Origin of the sequence: Halomonas sp. 3H, from assembly GCF_024206005.1 — a bacterium.
In the GTDB taxonomy this organism is placed as follows: Bacteria; Pseudomonadota; Gammaproteobacteria; order Pseudomonadales; family Halomonadaceae; genus Halomonas; species Halomonas campaniensis.
The window spans coordinates 3,695,160-3,707,423 of sequence record NZ_CP100360.1; the positions used below are offsets into that span (position 1 = coordinate 3,695,160).

Annotated in this window: 13 protein-coding genes; 1 reads left to right on the top strand and 12 read right to left on the bottom strand. The window is 68.4% G+C overall.

The window, feature by feature from the left end:
- Complete coding sequence (locus tag NFC98_RS16970) at nt 1-909, top strand: LysR family transcriptional regulator (protein ID WP_254276069.1); 909 nt, start codon at nt 1-3, stop codon at nt 907-909.
- A gap of 366 nt (nt 910-1,275) precedes the next feature.
- Here NFC98_RS16970 and NFC98_RS16975 read toward each other — a convergent pair whose 3' ends face one another.
- The 12 genes from NFC98_RS16975 to NFC98_RS17030 form a co-directional block, all read right to left on the bottom strand.
- On the bottom strand, nt 1,276-1,467 hold the full coding sequence (locus tag NFC98_RS16975) for a hypothetical protein (RefSeq protein WP_254276070.1): 192 nt from the start codon (nt 1,465-1,467) through the stop codon (nt 1,276-1,278).
- 10 nt (nt 1,468-1,477) lie between these two features.
- Nucleotides 1,478-2,533: an ABC transporter ATP-binding protein gene (locus NFC98_RS16980; protein WP_254276071.1), complete on the bottom strand. Its 1,056-nt coding sequence runs from the start codon at nt 2,531-2,533 to the stop codon at nt 1,478-1,480.
- Nucleotides 2,530-3,570: an ABC transporter ATP-binding protein gene (locus tag NFC98_RS16985; RefSeq protein WP_254276072.1), complete on the bottom strand. Its 1,041-nt coding sequence runs from the start codon at nt 3,568-3,570 to the stop codon at nt 2,530-2,532. Before NFC98_RS16985 ends, NFC98_RS16980 begins: the two co-directional genes overlap by 4 nt.
- A 22-nt stretch (nt 3,571-3,592) precedes the next feature.
- The gene (locus tag NFC98_RS16990) at nt 3,593-4,558 is read right to left on the bottom strand and encodes an ABC transporter permease (protein WP_254276073.1); all 966 of its coding nucleotides are present in this window, start codon (nt 4,556-4,558) and stop codon (nt 3,593-3,595) included.
- Nucleotides 4,555-5,532: an ABC transporter permease gene (locus tag NFC98_RS16995; protein WP_254276074.1), complete on the bottom strand. Its 978-nt coding sequence runs from the start codon at nt 5,530-5,532 to the stop codon at nt 4,555-4,557. Before NFC98_RS16995 ends, NFC98_RS16990 begins: the two co-directional genes overlap by 4 nt.
- Nucleotides 5,533-5,600: 68 nt before the next feature.
- Complete coding sequence (locus NFC98_RS17000) at nt 5,601-7,181, bottom strand: ABC transporter substrate-binding protein (RefSeq protein WP_254276075.1); 1,581 nt, start codon at nt 7,179-7,181, stop codon at nt 5,601-5,603.
- Nucleotides 7,182-7,356: 175 nt separating this feature from the next.
- Nucleotides 7,357-8,346, bottom strand: a complete 990-nt coding sequence (moaA, locus tag NFC98_RS17005; RefSeq protein ID WP_254276076.1) for a GTP 3',8-cyclase MoaA — start codon at nt 8,344-8,346, stop codon at nt 7,357-7,359.
- Nucleotides 8,343-8,753 carry a putative zinc-binding protein gene (locus tag NFC98_RS17010; RefSeq protein ID WP_254276077.1) on the bottom strand — a complete coding sequence of 137 codons (411 nt, stop codon included), beginning with the start codon at nt 8,751-8,753 and terminating at the stop codon, nt 8,343-8,345. Before NFC98_RS17010 ends, moaA begins: the two co-directional genes overlap by 4 nt.
- 44 nt (nt 8,754-8,797) lie before the next feature.
- On the bottom strand, nt 8,798-9,541 hold the full coding sequence (locus tag NFC98_RS17015) for a Crp/Fnr family transcriptional regulator (protein ID WP_254276078.1): 744 nt from the start codon (nt 9,539-9,541) through the stop codon (nt 8,798-8,800).
- A complete protein-coding gene (gene glp, locus NFC98_RS17020) occupies nt 9,501-10,751 on the bottom strand; it encodes a gephyrin-like molybdotransferase Glp (RefSeq protein ID WP_254276079.1) in 1,251 nt (416 codons plus the stop codon). Before glp ends, NFC98_RS17015 begins: the two co-directional genes overlap by 41 nt.
- The gene (gene moaB, locus NFC98_RS17025) at nt 10,748-11,350 is read right to left on the bottom strand and encodes a molybdenum cofactor biosynthesis protein B (RefSeq protein WP_254276080.1); all 603 of its coding nucleotides are present in this window, start codon (nt 11,348-11,350) and stop codon (nt 10,748-10,750) included. Before moaB ends, glp begins: the two co-directional genes overlap by 4 nt.
- 81 nt (nt 11,351-11,431) lie before the next feature.
- On the bottom strand, nt 11,432-12,253 hold the full coding sequence (locus NFC98_RS17030; RefSeq protein ID WP_254276081.1) for a peptidylprolyl isomerase: 822 nt from the start codon (nt 12,251-12,253) through the stop codon (nt 11,432-11,434).
- Nucleotides 12,254-12,264: the final 11 nt, after the last annotated feature.

Genomic DNA, 12,264 nt, shown 5'->3' on the forward strand with positions numbered 1-12,264 from the left:
ATGCAACATCGGCTAGAATTTCTTGATCTGCAAGCCTTTATTCAGGTCGCAGAGCTGGGCTCCTTCCACGAGGCCGCGCAACGTCTGCACCTCTCTCAGCCAGCGCTTTCTCGCCGCATTCAGAAGCTCGAGGAACTCCTAGAGGTCGAGCTGCTGGAACGCACCACCCGACGGACACGGCTGACCCCCATCGGCACGGACTTCCTTCCCCGCGCGAGACGCATGATCGAGGAGTACGAATCGTCGATCCTGGGGATCCGTGAGTTGGCCACGCACCAGAAGGGCACGGTCACCATTGCCTGCATTCCCACTGCGGCGTTCTATTTCCTCCCTAGTGTGATCCGCGGGTTCAGCGAGGCATGGCCAGGGATCCGCATCAGGATCCTCGATGTGAGTGCCAAGGAAGGTTTGGAAAAGGTGATCAGCGGCGAGGCCGACTTCGGCATCAACATGTTCAGTGCACAGAGCCCGGAAGTCTCCTTCACACCACTATTGCGAGACCCCTTTGTTCTGGCGCTACGTTCCGACCATCCTCTGGCGGATAAAGACCGAATCGTATGGTCAGACCTCGAACAGGTCAGGTTGATCACCGTGAGTCGAGACAGTGGCAATCGGATGCTACTGGACAACACCCTCTCGGCAGAGGGAATTCGGCTGAATAGCTTCTACGAAGTCCAGCACCTTTCCACTTCGCTTGGTCTTGTTGAATCTGGTCTTGGAGTGGCGATCCTGCCCAAAATGACAATGCCTGGCCCCGACCATGACATCCTGAGTTCACGTGAGCTTCCTGAACCACACATTCAGCGCACCATCGGTCTGGTGAGAAGTAATTCGCACAGCATTTCCAGCACAGCCCAGCTGTTTATCGATATGCTCCTTGAGCATTGGGGAGGCTCCATAAGCCCCTGAAAGATCGGCGGTCTTAAACTGCACTGGTCGCTATGCCTTCTGCTACATGACAATGGCTCCTGGCGATACTCAGTCACCACGAGCCATATCACGAAAAAGCAGAGTAGCCAGATCACAGGCCCGCAGCCTGCTATCTATCGCTAGATTAAATTGCGATAGATCGTGTGTTTTCCCGGACAATTTTTCCGAACACGTATGGATCAAATGACTTTAAGTCGAACTGGCACTTTCTAACCGACCAGTTTGCCTTTGTTCCATGGCTCGCGGATTTCAGTCATCCCGAACCATACACGTACCTGTAGCTCCCAAAGCCTAGATATACCTGAACCTCGCCAGCCACAAGCATATACAGCATGAACAATATGGTTATGGTCCTCCTAAGCCATGCACCGGGATCAGCGCCGCCGCCGGCATCACCTGGGCCATGGCCATGATCATCAGCAGCCCGCCGCCCACGCCCACTGCGGCGGTCACCGCCGAGGTCAGCACCGAGACCAGCACCAGCACGCCGTTGACACCCCCGGAGAGCGGCGAGAGCGCCTCCAGCAGCGCCATCATGTCGCCCCCCTCACCCGATGCGCCCCTCCTCCACCGCGTGGCAGGCCACCTCGCTGCCGTCACTCCTGGCGATCAGCGCCGGCACCTCGGCCTTGCAGCGCGCGTTCGCATGGGGGCAGCGCGGATGGAAGGCGCAGCCGGAGGGCGGGTGCACCGGGTTTGGCACCTCCCCCTCGATCGTGGTGCGCTCGCGGCCCTCGCCCTCCAGCGACGGCACCGCCGCCAGCAGCATCCGCGAGTAGGGGTGGTGCGGCGTGGCGAACAGCTGGTCGGCGGGGGCGATCTCGGCGATGCGCCCCAGGTACATCACCGCGATGCGGTCGGCCATGTGCTTCACCACCGCCATGTCGTGGCTGATGAACAGGTAGGTGAGCCCGTACTGCTGCTGCAGGTCCTTCATCAGGTTGAGGATCTGCGCCTGTACCGAGACGTCCAGCGCCGAGGTGGGCTCGTCGCAGACCATGAACTCCGGCTCGTTGGCGAGCGCCCGGGCGATGGAGATGCGCTGGCGCTGGCCGCCGGAGAACTCGTGGGGGTAGCGCAGCGCATCCGCCGCCGACATGCCCACCTGCTCGAGCAGCTCGCCCACCCGGCGGTGGCGGTCGGTAGCGCCCATCTCGGGGCGGAAGAAGCGCAGCGGCTCGCCGATGATGGTGCCCACCCGCCACAGCGGGTTGAGGCTGGCGTAGGGGTCCTGGAAGATCATCTGGAAGCGCTGGCGGATCGCCGCGGCCTGGCGACCCGAGCGGCCGGCCAGGTCGCTGATCTCCTGGCCGTCGAAGACCAGCCGGCCGCGGGTCAGGCCGTAGAGGCCGACGATCAGCCGCGCCACCGTGGACTTGCCGCAGCCCGACTCCCCCACCAGGGCGACGGTCTCGCCGCGACGGATGGTGAAGCTCACCCCGTCCACAGCCTTGAGCGTCAGCTTCTCGGCGCGCTCCAGCACCCGGTTGAGCCAGGGGCGGGAAACATCGAAGTGGCGCGCCAGGTCGCTGGCCTCGAGCAGCACCTCGCCGCTCTCGGCGGTCCGAGTCGGCCCGGACTGGGCGGGTTGAATCTGGCTCATCGGGCCACCTCCTGCGTGTCACCCGCCGATGCGCGGCGCGGCAGCGGGTTGTCGGGATCGTGCAGCCAGCAGGCGGCCCGGCTGCCACCGGCCGGCAGCAGCTCGGGGCGCTCGGTACGGCAGCGCTCGGCGGCGTGGGGGCAGCGCGGGTTGAAGGCGCAGCCCGGCGGGATCGCCGCCAGGCGTGGCATGGCACCCTCGATCTGGTAGAGCCGCTCGCGGCGCTCGGCCAGGCCCGGGATGGAGGCCATCAGCCCCTCGGTATAGGGGTGCCGGGGATGGCCGATCACCTCCTTCACCGGGCCGATCTCGATCAGCCGCCCGGCGTACATCACGGCCACGCGGTCGGCGGTCTCGGCGATCACCCCCATGTCGTGGGTGACCAGCATCACCGCCGCACCGCGCTCGGCGCAGACCCGCTTGAGCAGGGCGAGGATCTGCGCCTGCACAGAGACGTCCAGCGCCGTGGTGGGCTCGTCGGCGATGATCAGCTCAGGCTCGGCGGCCAGCGCCAGGGCGATCACCACCCGCTGGCGCATGCCGCCGGAGAACTGGTGGGGGTAGCTGTCCAGCCGCGTCTCCGGGGCGGGGATGCCAACCTCGGTGAGCAGCTCCAGCGCCCGGGCGCGGGCCTGCTTCTCGTTCATGGGCAGGTGGGCGCGGAGGGTCTCCACCAGCTGGTCGCCGATGGAGAAGAGCGGGTTGAGGCTGGTCAGCGGGTCCTGGAAGATCATGCCGATATGGCGGCCGCGCAGGGGCACGAAGTCCTCCTCGGCGAGATCGTCGATGCGCCGCCCCATCAGGCGAATCTCGCCGCCGGCGATATGGCCCGGGGGCTCCAGCAGCCGGATGACGGCGTTGCCGGTCATCGACTTGCCGGCGCCGGACTCTCCCACCACGCCGAGCACCTCGCCCGGGGCGATATCGAAGGAGACATCGTCCAGGGCCACCAGGGTGGCGTGGCGAGTGGGGAACTCCACCCGCAGGCGGCGCACGCTGAGCACGGGCTCCCGCTCGCCGTCGGGCTTGTGGCCCATGGCGGCATCGGCAGGGCCTTGTCTATCGGAGCTTGGGGTTGAGGACATCACGCAACCAGTCTCCCAGCAGGTTGACGGAGAGCGCCAGCAGCAGCAGCGCCACCCCGGGGAAGAGCAGGATCCACCACTCTCCCGAGAACATGTAGTCCTGGCCGACCCGGATCAGGGTCCCCAGGCTCGGCTGGGTGGCCGGCATGCCGACCCCCAGGAACGACAGCGTGGCCTCGGCGATGATCGCCAGCGCCAGCCCGATGGTGCCGATCACCAGCACCGGGCGCATCACGTTGGGCAGGATGTGCTGGAAGAGGATGCGGTGGTCCGGCAGGCCGATCACCCGGGCCGCCTGCACGTACTCCTTGCCCTTCTCCACCATGGTCGCCCCGCGCACCGCCCGGGCGTACTGCACCCAGTCGGAGAGCCCGATGGCCACGATCAGCACGATGATCGCCACCTCGGCGTGCATGGAGCGCGGCAGGAAGCCGCGGATCACGCCGAAGATCAGCAGCGCCATCAGGATCGACGGGAAGGTGAGCTGGACATCGGCGATGCGCATGATCAGGGCATCCCGCCAGCCGCCGCGGAACCCCGCCATCAGGCCCAGGGCGGTGCCCAGCGCCAGGGCGAAGAGCACCGCGGCGAAGCCCACCAGCAGCGAGATGCGCGAGCCGTAGAGGATCGCCGAGAAGACGTCTCGGCCCTGGCTGTCGCTGCCCAGCAGGTAGAAGTTGCCGGTGAAGTCCGAGGTGGTCAGCGGCGGGCTGAAGGCGTCGATCAGCTCCAGCTGGCGCGGATCGAAGGGGTTCTGCGGCGCGATCCAGGGGGCGAACAGGGCGCCGGCGAACATCGTCAGGGTCACCAGGGTGGCGAGTATCACCACCGGCTGGCGCTTCCAGGAGTAGACGATGTCGCTGGCCAGGAAGGTTCGCAGGGCCCCCGGCGGCTTCGCTACAGCGGGCGAGCCGTCGGTTCGTTGCACGTCCTGGCTCATTTGGCACCTCCCTGCACCCGCAGGCGCGGGTCGACCGCGTAGTAGAGCAGGTCCACCACCAGATTGATGACCACGAACACCAGGGCAATCATCATCAGGTAGGCCGCCATCACCGGGACGTCGACGAAGCGCACCGCGGTGATGAACAGCGCCCCGACGCCGGGCCACTGGAACACCGTCTCGGTGATGATGGCGAAGGCGATGATGGTGCCGAGCTGCAGGCCGATGATGGTGATCACCGGGATCAGGGTGTTCTTGAGCGCGTGGCGCAGGTTGACCACCCGCTTAGACAGCCCCCGGGCCCGGGCGAACTTGATGTAGTCGGTGCGCAGCACCTCGAGCATCTCGGCGCGCACCAGGCGCATGATCAGCGTCAGCTGGAAGAGTCCGAGAGTGATGGCCGGCAGGATCAGCGAGCGTAGCCCGCTGCCGGTGAGCAGGCCGGTGTTCCACCAGCCCAGGTCGACCACCTGGCCGCGGCCGAAGGCCGGCAGCCAGCCCAGTTCCACGGCGAAGACGTAGATCAGCAGGATGCCGATCAGGAAGGTGGGCAGCGACACCCCGATCAGAGAGGCGGTCATGATGAACTTCGACAGCCAGTTGCCGCGCTGGATGGCGGTGTAGATGCCGAGCACGATACCCATGACCACGGCGAAGATCGCCGAGATGATGGCGAGCTCCAGGGTCGCCGGCAGGCGCTCGAGGATCAGGTCGCTGACCGAGCGCGCCGAGCGGTAGGAGATGCCGAACTCGAACTGGGCGGCATTGACGATGAACTGCCAGAACTGCACCACCACCGGCTGGTCGAGCCCGAGCTGGGCGCGCAGCGCGGCGCGGTCGGCCTCGGTGGCCTCCTGGCCGAGCATGTTGAGCACCGGGTCGCCCACATAGTGGAACAGCGAGAAGGAGATGAGCGCGACCACGAACATCACGAAGATGGCCTGCAGCACGCGCTGGATCAGGAAAGCGAGCATGGGATTACCACAACGTTGTGCCCCCCGGCCGCTTGTGGCGGCCGGGGGGCTTGGGCGTTACCAACGAATCAGTCGTTGAACTTCAGGTACTTGAAGTGCGGGGTATTCTCGCTCTGCACCTTGAAGTCGATATCGTCGCGCATCGACCAGGTGAGCATCTGGTGGTGGATCGGGATGTAGACGATCTCGTCGTGCACGATCTGCCACGCCTCCTCGATCATGGCGTTGCGCGCCTCGATGTCGGTCTCCTGGCCCATGGCCACGGTCAGCTCGTCGACCCGCTCGTCGGAGTAGCCGGTGAAGTTCCAGCTGCCGCGGTCGCCGGCCTTGGTGTGGTAGAGGTAGTTGAAGACATACTCGGAGTCCATGGTCGGCACGCCCCAGCCGAGCATGTAGAAGTCGTACTCCTCCCGGGCCAGCTCGGCGAAGTGCAGCGAGCGGGTCTGGGCCACCAGATCCACGGTGATGCCGATGCGCGCCAGCATGCTGACAACCGCCTGGCAGATCTGTTCGTCGTTGACGTAGCGGTCGTTGGGGCACTGCAGGGTGACGCGGAAGCCGTCGCCGTAGCCGGCCTCCGCCATCAGCTCCTGGGCACGGCCGATGTCGGCCGGCAGCACCACGTCGAGCTCCTCGGAGTAGCCGTTGACGAAGGGCGGCGCGATCATCCCGGCGGGCTCGGAGTTGCCGCGCATCACCGCCACCTGGATGGTGCTCTGATCCACGGCGAGGTCGATGGCCTCGCGCACGCGGCGGTCGGCGAAGGGGTTATCGTCGGTGTCGGCGGTGCGCAGCTCGGCGGACCCCAGGTCCATGCCCAGGAAGATGGTGCGGTTCTCGGCGCCCTGCTCGTTCTTGAGGCCCGGGGCGTTGCCCAGGCGCTCGATATCCTGCACCGGGGTCTCCTGGAGCAGGTCCACCTCGCCGGAGAGCAGCGCCGCCACGCGAGTGGCCGCCGACTCGATGGGGGTGAAGATCAGCTCGGAGATCTCCATGGGGTAGTGGTCGATGCCCCAGTAGTCGTCGTTGCGCTCGAGCACGGTACGCACGTCGGGCTCGCGGCTCACCACCCGGAAGGGGCCGGTGCCGTTGGCGTTGCGCACCGCGTAGGTCTCCTCGCCGGCGGCATAGTTCTGCGGCTCCTCGACGCCGTGCTCCTCGGCCCAGGCGCGGCTCATGATGAACAGGTTGGTGAAGTTGTTGGGCAGCAGCGGGTTGGGGTCGTGGGTCTCCACGTGCACGGTGGTGTCGTCCTCGGCGCGCACCTCCTTGATGGAGGTGAGCAGGCCACGCATGTCGGCATTCTCGTGGCGGGCCCGGTTCAGCGAGAAGACCACGTCATCGGCGGTCAGCGCCTGGCCCTCGTGGAAGGTCACCCCCTCGCGGATCTTGAACACCCAGACGTGGGGGTCATCCTCGTGCACGTACCACTCGGTGGCCAGCCCCGGCTGGTACTCCACGTCCATGTCCTGATAGACCAGGGTGTCGAAGATCTGGTGGTTCAGCGCGTGGGTCGGCCCCTCGTTCTGGGAGTGGGGGTCCAGGGTCAGGCCGTCGGCGGAGCGGGTCCAGCGCAGGGTCTCGGCGTGGGCGGCGGAGGCGACCATGGCGGCGGCCACGGCCCCGGCAAGCAGTGTCTTCCTGAGCATCTTGTTGTTCCTCGTTCAAGCGTTTGATGGGCATCGGCCCTGAGAGGGTTTCTCCCATAACGTAGACGAGAATGCCAGCGCCTCCCCGTGGAAGGTTTCAGCGCTGTTTCGACTATGTGGTCAGGCGGGGGCCATCGGCGGGCCAGCCGTCGGCGTACTCCGCTGGCCTGGCCCGCTAGCCGCCGGTCATGTTCATGAAGCGCACCACCTGGACGTCACCGTCGGTGGTGAAGTGGTGGCGCTCGGGCTTCCTGGTCATGGCGGCGACGATGGTGGCCTTGAGGCGCTCGGTGTCGCCGGGGTGGCGGCGCAGCATGGCGCGCAGATCCACGGCGTGCTCGTTGCCGAGACACAGCAGCAGCCGGCCCTCGGCGGTGACGCGCACCCGGTTGCAGGCGTCGCAGAAGTTGTGGCTGTGGGGCGAGATGAAGCCGACCCGACTCTCGGAGTCCGCCATGCGGTAGTACCGCGAGGGGCCCAGCGTCGTCTCGGTGGTGGGCACCAGGGCGTGGCGGGTCTCGATGGTCGCACGCACCTCGTCGCTTCCGCAGAAGGTGGTGGCGCGGTCGTGGCCGATCGCCTGGCCCAGCGGCATCTCCTCGATAAAGCTGATATCGACGCCCTCGTCGCGGGCGAACTCGACCAGGTCGAGCACCTCGTCGTCGTTGCGCCCCTTGAGGATCACGGCGTTGAGCTTGATGCGTTCGAAACCGGCCTCCCGGGCGGCGCGAATGCCGTCGATCACCTTCGCCAGGTCACCGGTGCGGGTCAGGGCGCGAAAACGCGCCGGGTCCAGGGTGTCGAGGCTGATATTGAGGCGCTTGAGCCCCCCGTCGCGCAGGGTCCGGGCGTGCCTGGCGAGGCCGGCGCCGTTGGTGGTCATGGCGAAATCGCGCAGCCCCGGCAGGGCGCCGACCTCCTCCACCAGGGTCTCGATGCCGCGCTTGACCAGCGGCTCGCCGCCGGTGAGGCGGATCTTCTCCACGCCCAGCTCCACGAAGGCGCGGCAGAGGGTCGCCATCTCCTCCAGGGTGAGCACCTGGGCGCGGGGCAGGAAGGTCATCTCCTCGGCCATGCAGTAGACGCAGCGGAAGTCGCAGCGGTCGGTGACCGAGAGGCGCAGGTAGCGGACGGTGCGGCCGAAGCCGTCGACGAGCGCGCTCATGTCGTCTGCTCCGCCACTCGGGACTCGGCGTCCATGGGCAGCCGGGCGATCAGCTCGCCCACGTCGCTTGCCACCTCGGCGACGGTGGCCTCGTCATAGAACTGGCCGCGGCGCTTGCGCAGGCCGCGCTCGTAGAGCCTCACATGCTCGGTGGGGGTGACGCCGGCATTGGCTAGGCAGTGGCTGGCGCAGTGCATCTGGCAGCCGTCGATGGCCACGATGGGGCGCCCCGAGCGGGCGGTGCGCACCAGGCCGGGCACCCCGCCGCCGACGCCGGCGATGCAGGACATCTCGGCCACGCCGCCGTGATCCAGGCGCAGCGCCACGTCGTTGGCCAGCTGGGCCACGTCGGAACAGCCGGAGCAGGAGTAGACCAGGGTGCGGGGCTTGCTCGCGGGTCGGGACATGTCGGCCTCCGGGGGACGGGACGACGGCCCTGCCAGGGGCGGGCTCAGTCGTCGGTCATCATGAAGTCGCGCAGCTTCTGCTCATCGAGCACGGTGAGCCGCTGGCGATCGATGTTGATGGCGCCGCTGTCGCGCAGCTTGGCCAGCAGCCGCGACAGGGTCTCGGGGGTCATGGCGAGCTGGGCCGCCAGCCAGCGCTTGGGAATGGTCAGGCGAATCACCCGCGGGCTGCGGCTGCGCCCCGAGGGCAGCTGGCGCAGCACGTAGCTGACCAGCCGCGACATGGCATCCCCCTGGGTCAGCAGCGCCAGGTCTTCGAGCCGGTCGGTGAGCTCCAGGGCCAGGCGGCTCATGAACTCGGCGCGACACGCCGGCTGGCGATCGAGGATCTCCCGGCAGCGGGCCGCGGGTATCGACAGCACATGGGTACGGCGCAGCGCCTCCGAGGAGTAGAGGTAGACCCCGGCGCTGGAGACCATGCTCAGCTCCCCCAGGGTGCCGCCGCGCTCCACGCAGCGGATGGTGGCCATGCGGCCGTCGCCGGCGCTGCGCACCAGGCGCACGGTCCCGCTGATCACCACATGCAGCCAGTCGGCCGGCGTCTCCTGGCGGAACAGCCACTCGCGGGTCTTGAGGGTGCGCAGCTCGCTGTCCTGGAGCAGCGCCTCCAGCTCGTCATCCTCGATGTGCGACAGCCAGGGCACCCCGCGGACCAGGTCCCGCAGCTGGCGCGGCTTGAAGAGCAGCTCAGTCGAGGAACTGGGCGGCGGGGCAGTATCCGTAGGCATGGCCTTCCTCCACGTTCTTGTTGGCATCCATCACCAGGTAGCCATGGGCCTGGCTCGCCGCGCTCAGCATGTGCGAGCCCTGGCCGCCCGCCAGCCGAGCGACGGGCTCCCCCGACGTCCAGTCGAGGACCACCCGTAGCAGCTCGCGTCGCCCCCGGGTCCCCCGCCGCGTGAAGCCGGCGATGACGGGAAAGCGCTGCAGCGGCGTCGGGGTCCGCCCCTGGCGGCCCTGCACGAAGGGCAGGGCCAGCAGCTGCCAGCCCACCAGCGAGGCCACCGGGTTGCCCGGCAGGCCGATCAGCGGCGTGCCAGCCTCGAGGGACTCGCCCAGATAACCGAGGGCGAAGGGCTTGCCCGGCTTCATGGCCACGCCGTGGAAGACGATGCCGCCCAGGCGCTCCACCACCGGGCGAACATGGTCCTCTTCCCCCACCGAGACACCCCCGGTACACATTACCAGATCGGCCTCGTCGCGAGCCCGGGCAAAGGCCTGACGCAGGTCAAGCGAGGTGTCCGCGATCACGCCCAGATCGAGCACCTCGCAGCCGGCCCGGGCCAGCAGCGCCGTCAGCATGGCGCGGTTGCTGTCGTAGACCTGGCCGGGCACCCGATTGGCACCGGGCTCGATCAGCTCGTCACCGGTGGAGATCAGGGCGACAGTCAGGCGGCGCACCACCGCCACCTCGGCGATGCCATGGCTGGCCAGCAGGGCGATGGCCGCCGCGTCGAGACGCGCCCCGGCCGGCAGCAAGAGCTCGCCCGCCCGGGTCTCCTCGCCGCGGCGGCGGATATTGGCCCCCTCGGTGAGCTCGCCCTCGATGTGAACCCGCCCCCGCTCATCGAGGCTCACCCGCTCCTGAGGCACCACGGCATCGGCGCCCAGCGGCACCGGCGCGCCGGTGAAGATCCGCGCGCAGCCGCCGGGCGGCAGCCTCAGCACGCCGGCCCCGGCGGGCACGCGCAGCGTCACCGGCAGGCCCTCGGGGGAGCGCTCGGCCAGGCGCAGGGCGTAGCCGTCCATGGCGCTGTTGTCGACCCCCGGCAGGTCCAGGGTGGCCGTCACCTCCTCGGCCGCCACCCGGCCGGCGGCCTGGGCCAGCGGGACCCGCTCGGCACCCTCCACGGGCCGGGCCGCGGCGATCATCCGCGCCCGGGCGTCGAAGAGGTCGAGCAGCCCCGGGGTGGCAATCTCGGCGCATCCGCAGTTCATGCGCTGGCCTCCTGGCGGCGGGTCTCGCTATCGTCCTGGCGAGGCGCCGGGACCGCCCGACGGCTGCCGCAGCGCCTGGCCTCCGGCAGCACCATGGCCACGAAGTTGCAGGGCCGGGTGCGGGCATCGAGCTGGGCGACCAGGATGCCGTCCCAGGCGGTGGCGCACGCCTTCGGCGAGCCGGGCATGGCGAACACCAGGGTGCGGTCGATCAGGCCGGCCACGGCGCGGGACTGGATGGTGGAGGTGCCGATGCTCTCGATCGACAGCTGGCGAAACAGCTCACCGTAGCCGTCGATGGCCTTGTCGAACAGCGGCGAGAGCGCCTCGGGAGTGGTATCGCGGGGCGTGAAGCCGGTTCCGCCATTGACCAGCACCACCTGGATGTCGTCACGCACCACCCACTTCGAGACCACCGCGCGGATGCGATAGACGTCATCGGGCACGATGCGCCGCTCGACCAGCGCGTGGCCGGCCTCGGTGAGCCGTTCGGAGAGCAGGTCGCCGCTGCCATCCTCGTCGAACCCGCGGGTGTCGGAGACGGTCAGCACGGCGATGCCCAGCGGGGCGAAGGGGGTGTTGGCGTGGACGTGGGCCATGGGGTCCTCCTGACCGCCCGCAGGGCGGGCGGCAACATGCAAAGGGGAATCGCGAAACGGGAGGGCCGGGCGGCCCTCGGCTTACTGCATCAGGCTGCCGGCGGCGTCATCATCCAGGGCCACCCCCTCGACGCCGATCTCCGACTCCAGCACCAGCAGGTAGTGGCGCAGCGCGCGACGGGTGGACTGCTCGCGCAGGCTGTGGCGCACACGCTCGGCAACCTGATCGAAGGGCAGCTCGCGGCCCTCGACGCGCTCGTCGATGGTGACCAGGTGCCAGCCGTAGCGGGACGCCAGCGGCCGGTCGTGCAGACCCTGGGGCAGGTGCTGAAGGGCCCGGTCCAGCTCGGGCACGGTCTGCCCCGGTGCCAGCCAGCCCAGCTCGCCGCCCTGCTCCTTGGAGGGGCAGGCCGAGTGGCGCATGGCGAACTCGGTGAAGCGCTCGGGAATGGCCGCAAGCTCCTTGAGCAGCTTCTCGCCCTGACGGTAGCCGGCATCCCGGGCCTCGGCGTCATCCGGCGCGGCGGGCAGAAGGATATGGCGCACCCTGAGGCGAGTGGGCTCGCTGAAGCGCTCGGCGTGGGCGGCATGGAAGCGGCGGCAGTCCTCCTCGGAGGGCTCCGGCACGTTCAGCTCCTGCTCCAGCAGGGCGGCGATGGCGGCATCGGCGTCGTCCAGCGCCTCGGCGGAGCCCTCGAGCAGGCCGAGGGCCGCGGCCCGCTGGCGCAGCAGCTCGCGCACCACCAGGGCCCGGGCCGCCTTGAGCTGGGCGGTGCCGGCGGAATCCGCCGGGTGGAACTGCATCTCCTGGGCGATGGCGGACTCCTCGATGGTGGCCCCGCCGACCCGGATGGGAGGGGGGCTGGCGCCCCCCGGGATCATCTCGATATCGATCTTCTGCATGGTGATGGCCC

Bases quoted from the DNA above. Each gene is read 5' to 3' on its own strand.
- NFC98_RS17010 (WP_254276077.1), bottom strand. From the start codon at position 8,753: ATGTCCCGACCCGCGAGCAAGCCCCGCACCCTGGTCTACTCCTGCTCC.
- NFC98_RS17000 (WP_254276075.1), bottom strand. From the start codon at position 7,181: ATGCTCAGGAAGACACTGCTTGCCGGGGCCGTGGCCGCCGCCATGGTC.
- NFC98_RS16970 (WP_254276069.1), top strand. From the start codon at position 1: ATGCAACATCGGCTAGAATTTCTTGATCTGCAAGCCTTTATTCAGGTC.
- NFC98_RS17015 (WP_254276078.1), bottom strand. From the start codon at position 9,541: ATGCCTACGGATACTGCCCCGCCGCCCAGTTCCTCGACTGAGCTGCTC.
- NFC98_RS16975 (WP_254276070.1), bottom strand. From the start codon at position 1,467: ATGATGGCGCTGCTGGAGGCGCTCTCGCCGCTCTCCGGGGGTGTCAAC.
- NFC98_RS16980 (WP_254276071.1), bottom strand. From the start codon at position 2,533: ATGAGCCAGATTCAACCCGCCCAGTCCGGGCCGACTCGGACCGCCGAG.
- moaA (WP_254276076.1), bottom strand. From the start codon at position 8,346: ATGAGCGCGCTCGTCGACGGCTTCGGCCGCACCGTCCGCTACCTGCGC.
- NFC98_RS16985 (WP_254276072.1), bottom strand. From the start codon at position 3,570: ATGGGCCACAAGCCCGACGGCGAGCGGGAGCCCGTGCTCAGCGTGCGC.
- NFC98_RS16990 (WP_254276073.1), bottom strand. From the start codon at position 4,558: ATGAGCCAGGACGTGCAACGAACCGACGGCTCGCCCGCTGTAGCGAAG.
- NFC98_RS17030 (WP_254276081.1), bottom strand. From the start codon at position 12,253: ATGCAGAAGATCGATATCGAGATGATCCCGGGGGGCGCCAGCCCCCCT.
- glp (WP_254276079.1), bottom strand. From the start codon at position 10,751: ATGAACTGCGGATGCGCCGAGATTGCCACCCCGGGGCTGCTCGACCTC.
- NFC98_RS16995 (WP_254276074.1), bottom strand. From the start codon at position 5,532: ATGCTCGCTTTCCTGATCCAGCGCGTGCTGCAGGCCATCTTCGTGATG.
- moaB (WP_254276080.1), bottom strand. From the start codon at position 11,350: ATGGCCCACGTCCACGCCAACACCCCCTTCGCCCCGCTGGGCATCGCC.